At 63.2% G+C, this 15868-nt stretch carries 12 protein-coding genes; 10 read left to right on the forward strand and 2 right to left on the reverse strand.

What is annotated here, in order from left to right:
• Nucleotides 1-12 precede the first annotated feature (12 nt).
• The 7 genes from xrtD to HNQ60_RS00575 all read left to right on the forward strand — a co-directional run bounded on the left by xrtD (nucleotide 13) and on the right by HNQ60_RS00575 (nucleotide 10558).
• The gene (gene xrtD, locus HNQ60_RS00545) at nucleotides 13-1596 is read left to right on the forward strand and encodes a VPLPA-CTERM-specific exosortase XrtD (RefSeq protein ID WP_184329077.1); all 1584 of its coding nucleotides are present in this window, start codon (nucleotides 13-15) and stop codon (nucleotides 1594-1596) included.
• A 9-nt stretch (nucleotides 1597-1605) separates the two neighbouring features.
• The gene (locus HNQ60_RS00550) at nucleotides 1606-3249 is read left to right on the forward strand and encodes an MraY family glycosyltransferase (protein WP_184329078.1); all 1644 of its coding nucleotides are present in this window, start codon (nucleotides 1606-1608) and stop codon (nucleotides 3247-3249) included.
• A 135-nt stretch (nucleotides 3250-3384) separates the two neighbouring features.
• Nucleotides 3385-5787, forward strand: a complete 2403-nt coding sequence (locus tag HNQ60_RS00555; RefSeq protein WP_184329079.1) for a tetratricopeptide repeat protein — start codon at nucleotides 3385-3387, stop codon at nucleotides 5785-5787.
• A gap of 94 nt (nucleotides 5788-5881) precedes the next feature.
• Complete coding sequence (locus HNQ60_RS00560; protein ID WP_184329080.1) at nucleotides 5882-7870, forward strand: hypothetical protein; 1989 nt, start codon at nucleotides 5882-5884, stop codon at nucleotides 7868-7870.
• Nucleotides 7867-8283 carry a hypothetical protein gene (locus tag HNQ60_RS00565; protein WP_184329081.1) on the forward strand — a complete coding sequence of 139 codons (417 nt, stop codon included), beginning with the start codon at nucleotides 7867-7869 and terminating at the stop codon, nucleotides 8281-8283. The genes HNQ60_RS00560 and HNQ60_RS00565 overlap by 4 nt, the downstream gene beginning before the upstream one ends.
• A gap of 246 nt (nucleotides 8284-8529) precedes the next feature.
• The gene (locus tag HNQ60_RS00570) at nucleotides 8530-9981 is read left to right on the forward strand and encodes a PhoX family protein (RefSeq protein WP_184329082.1); all 1452 of its coding nucleotides are present in this window, start codon (nucleotides 8530-8532) and stop codon (nucleotides 9979-9981) included.
• A gap of 19 nt (nucleotides 9982-10000) precedes the next feature.
• A complete protein-coding gene (locus HNQ60_RS00575) occupies nucleotides 10001-10558 on the forward strand; it encodes a VPLPA-CTERM sorting domain-containing protein (protein ID WP_184329083.1) in 558 nt (185 codons plus the stop codon).
• A gap of 67 nt (nucleotides 10559-10625) precedes the next feature.
• Here the strand turns inward: HNQ60_RS00575 and HNQ60_RS00580 are convergent, their stop codons facing one another.
• The gene (locus HNQ60_RS00580; RefSeq protein ID WP_184329084.1) at nucleotides 10626-11030 is read right to left on the reverse strand and encodes a hypothetical protein; all 405 of its coding nucleotides are present in this window, start codon (nucleotides 11028-11030) and stop codon (nucleotides 10626-10628) included.
• 265 nt (nucleotides 11031-11295) lie between these two features.
• Between HNQ60_RS00580 and HNQ60_RS00585 the strand changes: the two genes are divergently transcribed.
• On the forward strand, nucleotides 11296-11496 hold the full coding sequence (locus tag HNQ60_RS00585; protein ID WP_184329085.1) for a DUF3562 domain-containing protein: 201 nt from the start codon (nucleotides 11296-11298) through the stop codon (nucleotides 11494-11496).
• 61 nt (nucleotides 11497-11557) lie between these two features.
• On the opposite strand, the gene HNQ60_RS00590 is transcribed toward HNQ60_RS00585, so the two are convergent.
• Complete coding sequence (locus HNQ60_RS00590) at nucleotides 11558-11770, reverse strand: hypothetical protein (RefSeq protein ID WP_184329086.1); 213 nt, start codon at nucleotides 11768-11770, stop codon at nucleotides 11558-11560.
• A gap of 351 nt (nucleotides 11771-12121) precedes the next feature.
• Between HNQ60_RS00590 and HNQ60_RS00595 the strand changes: the two genes are divergently transcribed.
• Complete coding sequence (locus HNQ60_RS00595) at nucleotides 12122-13501, forward strand: alkaline phosphatase PhoX (protein ID WP_221303947.1); 1380 nt, start codon at nucleotides 12122-12124, stop codon at nucleotides 13499-13501.
• Between the two features lie 215 nt (nucleotides 13502-13716).
• Nucleotides 13717-15867, forward strand: a complete 2151-nt coding sequence (locus HNQ60_RS00600; RefSeq protein WP_184329087.1) for a TonB-dependent receptor — start codon at nucleotides 13717-13719, stop codon at nucleotides 15865-15867.
• The last annotated feature ends 1 nt before the right edge of the window (nucleotide 15868 follow it).

Consider the following 15868-nt stretch of genomic DNA (forward strand, 5'->3'; position numbering starts at 1 on the left):
GGAAAACAACGAATGAGTGTGCACGCACCCCAACTTGCCCCGGTCTATCGGCTCCCGCCCGTCGCGTGGATCGCCTTCGTTCTGGCTGCAGCCGGTGTCTGCTTTGCGTCCTACGACGCCGTGGTCGACATGTGGACGACATGGCAGACGCGCGAGGAGTACAGCCACGGCGTGCTGATCCCGATCATCGCTGCGTTTCTCGTCTGGCAGCAGCGCGACGTGCTGGAACGCAACCAGTACAGCGGCTCGTGGTGGGGTGTCGCTCTCGTTTCTTCCGGGTTGCTGCTGTCGTTTCTCGGTGCAGTCGCGACTCTTTACGTACTGCAGCAGTACGCGCTGCTTCTGCTTATCTACGGCCTGGTCGTCGCCTTCGGCGGGTGGAGTCTCGCGAAAGCATTGCAGGCACCGTTGCTGATGCTGATCTTCATGGTGCCGCTGCCGGCGTTCCTGCTGCACAACATGTCGTCGGAGCTGCAGCTGCTGTCTTCGCAGATCGGGGTCTGGGTCGTGCGGCTGTTCGGCATCAGCGTCTTCGTCGAAGGAAACGTCATCGATCTGGGCGTCTACAAACTGCAGGTGGCGGAGGCGTGCGACGGTTTGCGCTATCTGTTTCCGTTGATGACTCTGGGCTTCCTGATGGCCTATTTCTTCAAGGTCGCGCTGTGGAAGCGCATCACGCTGTTCCTGCTCGCCATTCCCGTCACGATCCTGATGAACAGCATTCGCATAGGCATCATCGGCGTGATGGTGGAGCACTGGGGAACGTCGATGGCGGAGGGATTCCTGCACGACTTCCAGGGCTGGGTGGTGTTCATGGTGAGCGCCGCCGTGATGCTGGTGGCAATGATCCTTCTTTCCCGGATCGGCAGCGATCGTCGCCCATGGCGCGAAGTATTCGGACTGGAGCTGCCGGCATCGACTGAGCGCGACGCGCAACGCGTCGAGCTGCCGCTGCCCAAGCCCTTCGTCGGAGCGATGTTGCTGGTCGTGGCATTCGCGGCGGCTGTCACTGCGTTGCCGGAACGGGTTGAAGCCTTGCAGGCGCGGCAGTCGTTTGCCGCCTTCCCGATGCAGATCGATGAATGGAACGGACGCCGCACGCCCATGGAACAGATCTATCTCGATACCCTCAAGCTCGACGACTACGTCATGGCTGACTTTGTGCGCGATGGTCGCGATGTGACGAACCTGTATGTCGCCTGGTACGACTCGCAGCAGGCGGGACAGTCCGCGCATTCGCCGCGTTCGTGCCTGCCGGGCGGCGGCTGGCGGATCACGCGACTCGATCAAGCCGGCATTGCCAACGCCTGGGTCAATGGACGGGAACTGCGGGTCAATCGCGCGCAGATCGAGCTCGGTGACCAGAAGCAGCTCGTCTACTACTGGTTCCAGCAGCGCGGTCGGATCATCACGAACGAGTACATGGTGAAGTGGTACCTGTTCCTCGATTCGCTGCTGCGCCATCGGACCGACGGCGCGCTCGTGAGGGTCATCACGCCGGTGCGGCCGGGCGAGCAGGTCGCCGCAGCCGAACAGCGTCTCGCTGCTTTCACGGCGAACGTCGCGGAGCAGCTCCCTCGATACATTCCGAACTGAGGCTTCCGGGTGGACCTGATCCTGGGATTCGTGCTCGCCATGAGCGTCACGATGGCGCTCATCCCGCCGCTGATGCAGTTGGCAGTGCGCTTCAACGTGCTCGATGCGCCGGGCGAGCGCAAAGTTCACAGCACGCCCGTGCCTCGCGTCGGCGGCATCGCGATGTGCGCTGCGACGCTGCTCACATTGCTGCTCTCGGGCGAGTTCGCACAGCCGATGCCTGCCTTCCTTGCCGGCATCACTGTGCTGCTGCTCTTCGGCGTCTGGGACGATCGCGTGACGTTGAGCGCGACTCCGAAGCTCGTCGGCCAGGCCATCGCGGTTCTGGTCGTGATGGTGGGAGGCGACGTCAGCATCGCGACGCTGACGTTCGACGAGCGCTACACATTGCCGTCGTGGGTGGCGCAGCCGCTCACCTTCGTGTTCCTTCTGGGAGTGACAAACGCGATCAATCTCGCCGACGGCCTCGACGGGCTTGCAGGCGGTACGACGTTGCTGTCGCTGTCGGCGCTTGCGTTGCTCGCGCTCACGTCGGGGAATCCGTTCGTGGGCGGGGTGGCGATCGCGATCATCGGTGCCATCCTGGGCTTCCTGCGCTACAACACCCATCCGGCACGGGTATTCATGGGCGATGGCGGCAGTCAGATCCTCGGCTTCTCGGCGGGCGTCCTTGCCGTGGTGCTGACGCAAGATGCGACGGCGCCGTTGAGCGCGGCGCTGCCGCTTCTGATTCTGGGCGTACCGATCATCGACACGCTGATGGTCATGACTCAGCGCATCCTGGAAGGGCGGTCGCCATTTCACGCGGACCGCAATCACATCCATCACCGGCTGCTCGCCCTGGGCTTCGATCATCACGAGGCCGTGATGACGATCTACGCGCTGCAGAGTGCGTTCTTTCTCATCGCCTGGTGCCTGCGGTATGAATCGGACGTCACGATCGTCATCACGTTCGCGGCCTGCTCGCTGACCACTATTGGATTGCTGCAATGGGCATCCTCGACGCGCTGGCGGCTGCGCGCCGCGCTCGGTGACCGCACGTCGCCCGTCTCGCCGCTCGGCCGCGCATTGCGATGGTTGCGTCAGCCGCAACACCTGCAGCGCTGGGTCCTCACCGTCATCGCACTCGCGATCTCGCTGTACCTGCTGAACGTGAGCGTAGTGGTTCCGGCGCCAAGTCCGGACGTACGGATCATGTCGATCCTGCTCGCGATCGTCATCGGCGCATCACTCGCCCTGCGGTGGCGTGCGCCCGAGGCCAGTCTCATCGACAAGCTTGCCCTCTATATCGCAGTTGTCATCGCCGTGTATTTCGATCGTGATACATCGACGTGGCTGGACCGGGTCGAATCGATGGACTGGCTGCTGTTCGGATCGCTGGCGCTGGCCATCGTGATCCGGTTCCGGCTCGCGAGCGACCGGCGTTTCCGTGTAACCCCGTTGGATCTGCTGGTCATTTTCATCGCGATCACGATCCCGAACCTGCCGGGATCGATCGCCAGCGGCGCGGGATTCGGCGCCGACATCGCCAAATTGTTGCTGCTCATGTACGGAATCGAAACATTGCTCGCGGCGGCGCCGAGGGAATGGCGGCTGCCGAGCATCGTTGCGCTCGCATTTCTCGCTGTCTGCACGCTGCGCGGTCTCATCTGACGCGCATCTGTCACGCAGTCGTCAAACGCCCACCCTACGATCATGCCCGTCGCCGGACCGGTGGTCTCCGCGGCATCGATTCCAACAGCACCGACTCCAACAGCACCGATTCCAACAGATACATGCGGTGAGGAAATGAAATCCAGGTTCCCGGCTATCGCAATGGTTCTCGTGTCGGCCGTCGCCGCGGTCGCGCTCACCGGCTGCGGCGGCGCGCAGGAGCGCAAGGCGCGCTACGTCGAGAAGGGCGAAAGCTTTTTCACCGAGCAGAACTACGAGAAGGCCGGCGTCGAGTTTCGCAACGCGCTGCAGATCGATCCGAAGGATGCGGATGTGCGGTACCACGTGGGTCGGGTGGCCGAGAAGCTGAACAATCCCCGCGATGCTGTCGGCCAGTACCAGGCAGCGATCGAGCTGGATCCGAAGCACATGCGGGCGCGTGCGGCCCTCGGCCGGCTGTTCCTGATGGGCGGCCTCGCCGATAAGGCATTGGAGATTGCAGAGCCCGGGCTCGTGGATGATCCGCAGAATGCAGCACTGCTGACGGTGCGCGGCGCTGCGCGGTCGCAGATGGGCAACACCGAAGCTGCGTTCGAGGACGCCGAGCTGGCCGTCCAGCGAGCACCGGACGATGAATACGCCGTAGCGTTGCTTGCCTCGCTCTACCGCCAGAGCGCCCGCAGCGATCGCGCAATCGAAGTTGTTCGCGCCGGCATCGAGCGGGCGCCTGAGAGCGTCGACCTGCGCGTAGTGCTCGCCGAGCTGGAGCTCAACCAGGATCATCCGGCCAAGGCAGAAACGGAGCTGCGCGAAGTCATTCGCCTGCAGCCGAAGGAACTGAACCACCGTTATCGGCTCGGGCGGTTCTACTTGCTGACTAAGAACCCGGCGGGCGCGGAGGAGACTCTGCGCGAAGCCATCAAGGTGGTCCCCGAGAACATCGACGCCAAAGTGGCGCTTGCGGATCTGATCGTCGGTCAGCGCGGGCTCGACGCCGGTATCGCAGAGCTGGCAGCTATCGCGAAAGCAGAACCGGACAATGCGAAGCTGCAGATGGCACTGGGCATGTTCCTCGAAAGCCGTGGGCGAGCCGACGAGAGTGCAGCGGTCTACCAGGCGATCATCAAAACGGAGAAGACACAGCCGGAAGGCCTCGTGGCCCGTACGCGGCTCGCAGGCCTGTTGCTGAAGAAGAATGATGTGGCTGGCGCCAACAAGCTGGTCGATGAAGTCCTGAAGGAGAACGCACGCGACAATGACGCACTCGTTCTTCGCGGAAACATGGCCCTTACGCGAGGCGATGCGGCGGCTGCAATCACCGATCTGCGGGCCGTGCTGCGCGATCAGCCGAACTCGGTATCGGTGGCGCGTGCGCTCGCGCGAGCACATCTTCAGAACGACGAAATAGCGCTGGCAGAGGAAACGCTGCGCTCCGCGGCACAAGCGAATCCCACGGATCGCCAGGTACGCCTCGAACTGGCCCAGTTGCTTGCGCAGACAGGCAAGGCAGAGCAGGCCCGACCGATTCTCGAGCAGCTCTCAACCGAAGGCGCCGGCGAAGTCGGCGTGCTGGAGGCGCTGTTCCGTGTGCAGGCATCGATGAAGGACATCTCGGCGGCCCGGACCACGGCGCAGTCGATCCAGCGCCTGCGTCCCGAGCTGCCGCTCGGCGCGTACCTGGAAGGGGCCGTCAACGAGTCCGAGAAGAAGTTCGATGCTGCGATTGCCCTGTACGAAGCCGCACTGAAAGTTCAGCCCGATGCCGGCGAACCGCTCGCGGGGATCGTACGCATCGAAGTGCAGCGCAAGCGGCTGCCGCAGGCGCTGGCACGACTGGATCAGGCGATTGCAGCGAATCCCGACAACGTCGTCGCCAGAAACCTCAAAGGCGAAGTGCTCACCGCCCAAGGGCAGATTGCAGCCGCCACTGCCACGTTCCAGGCAGCGATCGATCGTGCGCCGCAGTGGTGGATGCTGTACCGCGGCCTGGCGCTGGCGCATCTGGCCGGCAAGAACACCGATGCGGCGATCAGCGCGCTCGAGTTGGGAATGCAGAAGACGAATGGTGCTGCGTCGCTGGGCACGGAGCTCGCGGCTCTGTATGAGCGTCTCGGCCGGCCGGATGACGCGATCCGCACTTACGACAAGATGCTGGCGCAGGATCCTGCCTCGGTTGCGGTGGCCAATAACCTTGCGATGCTGCTGGTGAGCTATCGCAGCGACCAGCCGAGCCTGGATAGGGCACAGCAGCTCACTGGCAAGCTCAGTCACGTGACAGCGCCGGCAGTGCTCAACACGCGCGGATGGGTCAAGTTCAAGCGCGGCGAGTACCAGGAATCGCTGAACCTGCTGCAGCAGGCGGTCGCGCAGTCGCCGGAGTCGCCGGTGATGCGCTATCACCTCGGCATGGCACAGCTGCGCACCGGCAATCGTGACGCGGCGCGTGAGAATCTCGAAGTCGCGTTGAACTCCGGCGGCAAGTTCGTGGGCTCGGAAGAAGCCCGGCTTGCTCTGGAGGAGCTGAAGCGCGCGGGCTGACCAATCGAGGCGGCAGCGCGCCAGTTGCTGCCGCCTGCAAGCATTCGTCCAGGAACTATCAGGAGCAATGCCCGCGCGGGCATTGGGCATCGGTATGAGAATCATTCGTTCGATGATGGCGGCAGCACTGTGCATTCTGGCGATCGAGGCACCCGCTGCGGTGCTGCTCGAAACCACATCGCTCGTTGCAACGACCGAGGAGGCACAGGCGAGTCTACCCGCGCCGCTGAGCTTTACGGTGACACAGGCGGGTCGCTACACGATCACGCTGCGCGATCTGCAGACGCCTGAGAATCTCTCGCGGCTGGAAGCCGCTGTGACGCGGAATCTCGTCAGGGTCGCGGCTGTTGAAGTGCAGGCCGTCACTGGAGGGACGCCGCAGCCTGCGAGCGTGAGCTTCACGGCAGAGGCCGGGGAGTACCAGGTGCACGTCGTTGGTACGCCAGCGACGGGCGAGGCGGGCGGCGCGTTCGGCGTCGTCGTAGCGCCCACTGACGGAGGCGCTGCGCTCCTGGACGCCGCCGATGTCATCGCCGTGGAATCGCAGCCCGCGGCGGATCAAGCGGTGCTGCGCCAGGCGTTGTCCTTGCCGGTCGCTGGCCGATACAGCGTTGCGCTGACAGATCTTTCGTTTGCTCCCACCCAGACGACGCTGCAGGCGCTCGTATTGCGCGAAGTGCCGACCGGCGTGGAACCGATCGTCGTCGACGCCGGCGGCTTCGATGCGCCAGTCTCAGGCGACTACGAACTCATCATCCTGGCCAAGGCCACCGGCGGCGATCTTGCGGGGCTCTACAACGTCCGTGTCACTGGCCCGCAGGCACAGGCAATCTTCCAGTCCGTGCAGCCTGTCGGCCGGACGCGAGCTCCTTCGGCTCTGACGTTCCCGGCCGTTGGCCAGTACACGTTGAGCGCAACGGATCTGCGCTTTCCATCTGCCCTGGCAAGTTTCGGTGCGGTGATCGTTCAGTCCGGGGCGGCCATCGGGCGTGTGACGGATGATTTGCCCAAGACGGTCACTGCGGCTGCTGGAACTGCTCAGCTCTTCTCCATTGGCGTTGCGTCCGCGATCGACGAGGTCGGCGCCTTCGCTGTGGCGGTGAAGCAGGGAAGCACAGTGATCGCTTCCAGCCTGCGCACGGTGGACAACAGCGATGATCCGGCGAAGCCATCGATCTATCGTTTTGATGCAGCTTCCGTCGCCGCGGGTGTGCATTCGCTGAATCTGGAAGACTTGCGATTCCCGGCGCCGCTGCCGTTGTTGAAGGCAGCGGTCATTCAGAACGCCACCGTGATTCACGAACAGAATGCGGCGGGAGTTGCGAACGTCACGCTCGCTGCGGGAGACGGTCAGGTGCTGGTCGCCACACGTGCTCCGGCTGCGAGTGGCAATGGATTGTTCTCTGTCCGCTTGCTGCCCCCCACGGGGCAGGCAGTCGTGCAGGGGACCCAGGGCGTGGGTGGATTGTTCCAATCGCTCCCGCTCACGGTCGCGACGACTGGTGTATATGACATCGCGCTTACGGATCTGGAGTTCCCGAGCGAGCTGCAAAGCGCCGCGCTTGCGGTGACTCAAGGCTCGACGGTCATCGGCCAGGTGTTGGGTGACGGTGTGATTCCACGCCAGCAACTCACAGCGGGCACCTACGCTCTGTATTTCCTCGGCCAGCCAGCGCTTGGCGCGGGCTTTGGGCTCTACGGCTTGCGCGTTGCCGATGCAGCGCCGACTCCGACGGTCACGCTTACGGCGACTCCGACGTCCGTGACGTCGGGTCAGACGACTTCGCTGCAATGGACTGCCACCAACGCAACTGCCTGTACTGCTTCCGGCGGCTGGAGCGGTGCGAAAGCGACGAACGGCACTCAGACGTCGGATGCACTGACTGCTGCAGCAACGTTCACCATTACCTGCACAGGCGCTGGCGGCAGCGCGACGGCATCGGCGAGCGTCAGCGTGACGCAACCGGGCTCGGGCGGTGGCGGCGGCGGAGATGGCGGTGGCGGTGCGTTCGGCGCGCTGTTCTGTGTGCTGCTCGGCATCGCAGTCGCGACGCGGCGAGCAGTTCGTCAGCAGCGCGCGTGAACGAGATGATCATCCTGATCGCACAGTCGAGCCGCCTGGATGCTTTTCGCGCCGCTGTGGAGCTGGAACTGGACGGTCACACCGTCGTTGGACCGACCAGTTCCTCTGGAGAAGCCATCGTACTCGCGCGCAGCCGTCGCCCCGCGCTGGCGCTGATCGACATCGATCTCGAAACCGAAGGCGCGGGCGCGCGGCTCGCTCGCCAGTTGCAGTCCGAGTTGTCGGTCCCGGTCATTCTCGCGACGAGCGACGAGAAGCGCGCTCGTCATCATGCCGATTGCGCACTCGGTCGGCTGCTCCAACCGTTCGACGAGACGGAGCTTCCGTCGGTCATGCACTTTGCGTCCGCCGTCATCCGCGGTGAGGTACGCGAGAATCCTGTGACGCACGCCTTCGAGTTGTACGCCGACTAGGCCTTGCCTCGGCTCGCGCTGCGCGAGAATTTCCGGCAGTGCGCCGTGTCATTCGCTTGTAGTCGCATCGACCAACAAACGCAGGCGCATGCGAGCACGCAGCTGCGGCTGCCTTACGTTTTCGTCATCCAAGCGTCGATGTCGCTACATTTACATGCAATTGGCGCTGCTCACGCTGCAAGTGCGTAAGTCGCGGCAGGTCGCTGCGCTGCATTTGTTTCAAGTTCAGCCAGCCAGAGGCCAGCAATGAGCATCATTGATCGTAATGCCCCCGCAGAGGGCGCCGAGTCTCCCAAGCCCATCGTCGATCGCCGCTCCTTCATCAAGGGCAGCGTTGCAGGCGCTGCGTCGATTTCTTTCGGAGCGCTGCTTGCGCGTCGTGCGGGCGCCGTCGAACTTCCGTACTCGGATGACTATGGTCCCGTCGCGCCGGTCAATGACCTCACGACAGGCTTGCCGCTCATTGCGCTGCCGGCTGGCTTCACGTATCGCAGCTTCGGCTGGCGTGGACAGCCGATGGCGGACGGTCGCGTGACGCCGGGCGCGCACGACGGCATGGATGTCGTGGCTTCCAAGGGCAACCAGATCGTCATGGTGCGCAATCACGAGCTGGGCAGCGGCTCGGGCATCAACCCGTTCATCGCAGCGGCTGGCTATGACAACGCCAACGGCCGCGGCGGTACGACGAACGTGCTGTTCGACGCTGTGACCGGTCGGTGGCAGAGCTCGTACGGCTCGCTCAGCGGCACCGTCACGAACTGCGCCGGCGGCCGCACCCCGTGGGGCACCTGGCTTACTTGCGAAGAAACCGGTTACACCTCGCCGGCCGGCGTGCGTCACGGCTGGGTCTTCGAAGTGCCGGGCTACGGCGTTGCTTCGGCTCAGCCTCTCACTGCCATGGGGCGCTTCTCACACGAAGCCTGCGCCGTCGATCCTGCTACAGGCATCGTCTACGAGACCGAAGATGCGACGCCCGGTGGTTTCTATCGCTTCGTCCCGAACCAGTACGGCAACCTCGCGGCTGGCGGCCAGCTCCAGGCGTTGCGCGTGGTCGGCACCAACGACTTCAACTTCAGCGGCCTGAACGGCGTGTATCAGGATTTCGCCGCGGGTTCGACCTGGGATGTGGAATGGGTGACTGTCACCGATCCGGAAGCGATCAACGGCCGTGCCTACAACTCGGCACCGGGACGCGCGAGCTTCGCCCGGCCGGAAGGTGCGTACTACGACAGCGGTCGTATCTACTTCACCTGCACCAGCGGCGGTGTCGCCCGTCAGGGCCAGGTGTTCGTCTACGATCCGCGCCGCGAAGTGCTGACGATGGTTTTCAACTCGCTCGGTGCTGGCACGACGAGCCAGGAGTGCAACAACCCCGACAACATCGCAGTCAGCCCGCGAGGGGGCATCGTCCTGTGCGAAGACGGCGGCAACAGCATCCAGCGTCTGCGCGGACTCACGCAGAGCGGCGGCACGTTCATCTTCGCCGAGAACCGCATGCAGCTGTCGGCAGCCAACGTTGCGCAGGCAGATGCGGCTCTGAACGCCAACGGCAGCATCATTGCGAACTTCCCCGCTGGCAACTACACCGGCATCGAGTGGGCGGGTGCGTGCTTCCACGAGCGCTGGATGTTCGTGAACATCCAGACCCCCGGCATCACGTTCGCAATCACTGGTCCGTGGGACAACGGCGCGCTCTAACCAGCGAGGAGACACAACTATGAAAACGATCATGCGTCTTGCAGCGGCGCTTCTCATCGTTGCGGCACCCTTCCCGGCGTTCTCGCAGCACCTGAGCGGCGACGTCACGGGCGGCGGCTCATTCTCCGGCACGGTGACGAGCGCTGGTGCATGGGTTCAGGCAAACCCGGTGGACGGCACCGAAGTGAACTTCTGGACGCTCACGGGCAATGCGGGCGACCTGTTGTCGATCATCGTGTCGTCGTCGCAGCTCGAGTTCGGCGTCAGCGTCTACCAGGGTGTGGTGGAGCCGCTGGAGCTTCTCATTCCGGGCTTCGCCAATGATGGTGACTTCGGCGACAACGTGTTCGTCGCCGGCACGCCGTCGTTCGGTGCGGCGGGAACGAGCCTGCTGAACATCACGCTGCCTTTCGCGGGGATCTACACGATTGCCGTCGGCGGTGAAGGGTTCGGCTTCGAGTCCAGCTACGCGTACAACATGGACGTCGCAGTTGCACCGGTGCCGCTGCCGGCCGCGGTGTGGCTGCTCGGTTCCGCGTTACTCGGAATGGGTGCACTGCGCCGACGCGCCGTTTGAAGTGAAGAGAGGGTAGGTGAGGAGGCTGCGCCGTGCGGGCGCAGCCTCCTTCGGAATCGACGGGCGTTCAGGTCGATTCTGTCGGGTCAGGTGATGAGCTGATTTGCGACAGGTCCGTTTCGTTTGCCACGAGCACGGTTACCGGATCAGCGTTCTTCGGTGCGGCGCGTCGGCGCTTTGGCGCGGGCCGCTTCGGTGTTGCTACGCGCGGCTTGCGAGCCGGCGCTGCCGGCTTCGCCTTCCGCGCAAGAGCGGCGGCCTTCGCTGCCGATTTGAGCTTCTTCAGTTCTTTGCGCAGCTTCTTCAGCGTCTTCTTTGCTGTCTTCGCCGCGGCCTTGGCATCGCGGACGTCGTTGCGGCGTGCTTTCCATGCGGATTCGGCGGCGGCCACCGCCTTGCCGAGTTCAGCCAACTTGCCTCGCGCCGGCGCACCGCGGCCGTTCTCATCCTTCTTTTTCTTCTTCGCGACCATGGTTCGCTCGCTGATTGATTCGGACGTCCACCATACACGCTCACAGCCGCGCCGTCGTCCGCGGTCCAAGCGCGGGGGGTGCACCCTGGAATACTTGCAAAGCGAGCAGGATCAGTGACCTAGCGAATGGATATCATCCGTGCGATCAAGAATCCAGCGTAGCCGTCCGGAAGGCCTTCGATAGTCAAACAAGCGCTGCCGCGAGCGGGTGATAGCGCTACACTCCGCCGCAAATGACCGGATGAGTGCGTACGGGAGGTCGGCGATGGCGAGCAATACCCAGGTCTCTTTGAAGACCGATTCGAGACTGGCTGAAGCAATCGCGAAAGAAACCGACACGCCGGTCGAAGTGGTCAAGCTCATCTACGACGAAGAGTTCGACGCCATCAGCGCGAACGCGAAGATCACCCAGTACGTCGGCGTCATCGCGAGTCGTCGCGTGAAGCTGCGACTGCAGCAGCACTGATACGCCGCAAGTCGGCGCTCCGCTTCAATCGTAACGATTCGCGTGCCTCGCGGGCGCGCAACTACTCGGCGGCGTCTAGCTGCCGCGTCACCACGATCTCACACTGCGTGGAACTGACGATCTCTTCCAGGGAATGACCTTTGGCCTGCTCGTGCTGGATGTAGGTGTCCAGCGCTTCGACGTGCCTGCGAAACACATTCAGCGCTGAATCGAAGAACGCATCGACCGAGCGGAAGCGGCGCGTCTGCGCGCATTGCTCGATGAACGCCAGCATCGACGGTTCCAGCATGATGGTGAGTGGAACTTTCCGATCAGTTCGGGCCCGGGCCTGGCGCGTGCGCATTGCAGTTCCCCGTTTCTGAATTCTTTTTTGTCGACGCTGGAGGGGTCGACATCGTAGGCATAGTCCGCCGACATCTCAAGCGTACAAAGGGAAGCAGGGCGCATAAAAAAAGCCCCGACGCAGCGGGGCAGAGGGGGATGAGACCTGCGAAGGATGCTAAAGGACGACTGTGACAGGCCGAAGACATCCGTCGCATAGTCGTTGCACGACGTCGGAAATACAGTCGCAACGTTGCAGTGACAGCCTCCAGCGATCGTCGCAACTACTACAAGAGGGTGTGTCATGACGATTTCACGGCGCAGCATGATTTCCGGCTCAGCAGCGGTCCTGGGCGGTCTCGGTCCTTTCAGCGGCCTGGCATTGGCCGGCAAGCCACACGATCGTCCGGTGAGACGCGGCTACGGTCAGTTGCTCACCTCACAGCCGGACATGGCACTGCCGCGCGGCTTCACGTATGTGAAGGGCGGAGTTGCAGGAAGCGCAATGCGGGACGGCACCGCCACGCCGCCCGCCCACGACTCGATGGGCGTCTTCCAGGTGCGCAACCGGCTGCATCTCGTCCGCAACCATGAGCTCGATCCGGAAGATTTCTCATTCGTCCCGCCACTGAATGTCGGTGCGCTTGCGTACGATCGACTCGGGAATGGCGGCTGCACCATCCTCGAGTTCGATCCATGGCGCGGCCGCTTTGGCGAGAGCTGGCCGGTGCTGGGAGGCACGATCGTCAATTGCAGTGGTGGTGCGACTCCGTGGGGAAGCTGGCTCACTTGCGAGGAAACGACGGCTGGCGTGCTCGCTGGCCTCGAGAAACCGCACGGCTATGTTTTCGAAGTTCCCGCGGACGCGCAGCGGCCCGTGAAAGCCGAGCCGCTGAAGGCGATGGGGCGATTCGTTCACGAAGGAGCTGCAGTCGATCCGAAGAGCGGCATCGTCTATCTCACCGAGGACAACGGAGAGCCTCTGGACGGCTTCTATCGTTTCGTCCCGAAACGGCCGGGACGGTTGTCGAACGGCGGGGTGCTGCAGATGCTCGCGATCGAAGGTTGCCCGCAGTATTCGACGCTGACGGATCAGACTATCGGTCTGGAATTGCCGGTGCGCTGGGTGACGATCGAGGATCCGGATCCTGTGAATGCTGAGAGCGATCCTTCCGCGGTCTTCAATCAGGGCTATGCGAAAGGCGGTGCTGCGTTCCTGGGAGGGGAGGGTGTGACGATCGATGCGCGCGGTGACGTCTACTTCGTCTGCTCGAGCGGCGGTAACGCAGAGCTCGGTCAGGTCTGGCGCTTTCGACCGCGCGGCATGAATCGCGGCGAGCTCACGCTGATCTTCGAGTCGAGCGACCCTGTGATCTTCGATGAGGGCGACAACATCTGCGCAAGCCCGCGCGGCACCGGTCTGCTGATCGCTGAGGACGGCGATGGCGAAGACATCGATGGCGGCACGAATGGACTGCGCGGACTGTCGCTCGACGGCGAGATCTTTCCCTTCGCGGAGAACACGACACCGCTCGATCTCGAGCCCTTCGGCGAAACGGGCATCGGTCGCAGCGAATTCACCGGTGTTCAGTTCTCGCCCGCGGGTATCTGGCTCTTCTGTCACCTGCAGTACCCAGGGACGACATACGCAATCACGGGACCGTGGGAGCGCGGTTGCCTTTGATTCGCGGGAGCGGCCGAAAGCAACGGCCACGAACATGATGGCGAAACAGGACGCCGCCGCGAGGGCGGCGTCCGTTGACGGCAGGCCGTCCTCATTGCCGGTCATATTCTCAAAGATACTCACACGCGAGTGAGTGAGTATTGACAGGTCACTCCGGCCGGCTCATTCTCCGCCCCATAGCGTCGACAACAATGATCGGCATGAGAGGGGGAGCGATGAAGACGAAACTTTTCGCGATCGGGTGCGCCGCCGCGCAACTCGCAACATCCATGGCAGTGCACGCCCAGGCCGCGGCGCCGCAGAGCGGAGAGTCAGCCGCCGCACCGAAAGAATCGGTGCTCGAAGAAATCGTGGTGACGGCAGAACGGCGTCGCACGAGTCTGCAGCGCACGCCCATCGCCGCAACGGTCATGACGGGCGAGAGCCTGGCGGCCAGTGGCGTCACTACCGTGGACCAGTTGCAGTTCATCTCGCCCGCGGCCACCGTGAACAACTTCGGCCAGGGCATCGACTTCAACATTCGCGGTATCGGCAAGGCCGAGCACAACACTCAGACCACCACAGGCGTGATCACGTATCGCGACGGCGTGGCGACATTCCCCGGTTACTTCACCGCTGAGCCGTACTACGACATTGCCCGAGTTGAAATCCTTCGCGGGCCGCAGGGCACGTTCGTTGGACAAAACGCCACTGGCGGCGCGGTATTCGTGACGTCGAATGATCCGATCATCAACGGCGGTCATCACGGCTACGTGCAGGGTCACGTGGGCAACTACGATGAGTTCGGAGCACAGGGTGCACTGAATCTGCCGGTCAGCGATACATTCGCCGCCCGCGTTGCGTTCAACGGCTTGAAGCGCGACAGCTTGTACGACATCGAAGGTCCATACACGGGCGACGACGGCGTGCAGACCGGCAGCTTCCGTCTCGGCATGCTCTGGGAGCCGAGCGAGAAGTTGTCAGTACTGCTGAAGGCGGACTACAGCTATCTCGACCTGAGCGGCTACCCCGCCGATCCGGTGAATGCGACGAACGACCCGTTCGAGATCACGGCGAACGCCGACATTCACGCGCTCGACCGCTTCGGGCGCTCCGTCCTCAGGATCGACTACGAGTTCGACAACGGAACCACGCTGCGATCGGTATCAGGCTACCAGAAGGGCCGGACGGAATACCGCGCCGATCTCGACGGGACGAGCATCGGCAACAACATCTTCGGCGACGCCGTGGATGAAGAGATCTACTCGCAGGAAATCAATCTCATCTCGACGGACACGGGCCGGTTCAACTGGATCCTGGGCGCGTACTACCAGCATGATGAGTACGAGTTCCCTCCGGGTGAGTTCTACATCGGAATTCCCACGGGCCAGTACCTGCTCGAAGGCACGAATCCCAAGGAGACCACGGCGTTCTTCGGACAGATCGGTTTCCATGTGACACAGAGCGTCGAACTTCAGGTCGGCGCACGCTACTCCGACAGCAGCACCGAGAATCATATCTTCGTGAATCAGTACGGCCTGCCGCTGACTCAGGATCAGCGCGCGGAGTACTCGAATCTCTCCGGCAAAGTGGCGCTCAACTGGACTGTCGATGAGCACAACTTCCTCTATGCGTTCGTCGCGACAGGCTTCCGTCCCGGTGGCCTGAACGTGCCGGTGGGCCTCGGCATTCCCGCGCCGTTCGATGAAGAGAAGGTGACGAACTACGAGATCGGCTGGAAGGCCGGCTGGCTGGACGGAAATCTCCGCACGCAGCTCAATGCCTTCTACAACGAGTACGAAAATTTCCAGGTAACGGTCGGCTACCCGGATATTCCGGTATTCGGATTCGAGCTCAACAACCCCAACGCGACGGAGATCTACGGTCTCGAAGCGCAGATCGAAGCGGTTTTCGGCCAGTTCTCCATGGATGCCGGCGTGGGCTGGATGAAAAGCGAGCTCGGTCAGTTCTTCGCCGTCGATCCGCGCGTGCCGAGCTTCGGCGCCTGCGATCCAGCGACCGGACCGGCGAGCCCGTCCTGCATCGATCTGGAAGGCAACGACCAGACCTACGCTCCGGACTTCACTTTCAATCTCGGCGCTCAATACGAGTTCACATTCGCGGGCGGCGACATTCTGACGCCGCGGGTGAACTACGGTCACGTGTCCGAGCAGTGGGCGACGCTGTTCCAGAACGAAGCGCGCGGCGATCGCATCGAGGCGCGGAACATCTTCAATGCGCAGATCGCGTGGCGGCATGGCGATCTCGTGACGACGCTGTACGGCACCAATCTCACGGATCAGCAGTACGTCGGCGCACTGAACTCCGGCCTGCGCTTCATGGGACCGCCCCGGCAGTTCGGCCTGCGGCTCCTGAAAGCGTTCTGAC

The sequence above is a fragment of the Povalibacter uvarum genome, from assembly GCF_014202975.1.
GTDB classification, from domain to species: domain Bacteria; phylum Pseudomonadota; class Gammaproteobacteria; order Steroidobacterales; family Steroidobacteraceae; genus Steroidobacter; species Steroidobacter uvarum.

Coding starts and splice junctions, on each gene's coding strand:
- HNQ60_RS00570 (WP_184329082.1), top strand. CDS start 8,530: ATGAGCATCATTGATCGTAATGCCCCCGCAGAGGGCGCCGAGTCTCCC.
- HNQ60_RS00590 (WP_184329086.1), bottom strand. CDS start 11,770: ATGCTGGCGTTCATCGAGCAATGCGCGCAGACGCGCCGCTTCCGCTCG.
- HNQ60_RS00600 (WP_184329087.1), top strand. CDS start 13,717: ATGAAGACGAAACTTTTCGCGATCGGGTGCGCCGCCGCGCAACTCGCA.
- HNQ60_RS00585 (WP_184329085.1), top strand. CDS start 11,296: ATGGCGAGCAATACCCAGGTCTCTTTGAAGACCGATTCGAGACTGGCT.
- HNQ60_RS00580 (WP_184329084.1), bottom strand. CDS start 11,030: ATGGTCGCGAAGAAGAAAAAGAAGGATGAGAACGGCCGCGGTGCGCCG.
- xrtD (WP_184329077.1), top strand. CDS start 13: ATGAGTGTGCACGCACCCCAACTTGCCCCGGTCTATCGGCTCCCGCCC.
- HNQ60_RS00575 (WP_184329083.1), top strand. CDS start 10,001: ATGAAAACGATCATGCGTCTTGCAGCGGCGCTTCTCATCGTTGCGGCA.
- HNQ60_RS00595 (WP_221303947.1), top strand. CDS start 12,122: ATGACGATTTCACGGCGCAGCATGATTTCCGGCTCAGCAGCGGTCCTG.
- HNQ60_RS00555 (WP_184329079.1), top strand. CDS start 3,385: ATGAAATCCAGGTTCCCGGCTATCGCAATGGTTCTCGTGTCGGCCGTC.
- HNQ60_RS00560 (WP_184329080.1), top strand. CDS start 5,882: ATGAGAATCATTCGTTCGATGATGGCGGCAGCACTGTGCATTCTGGCG.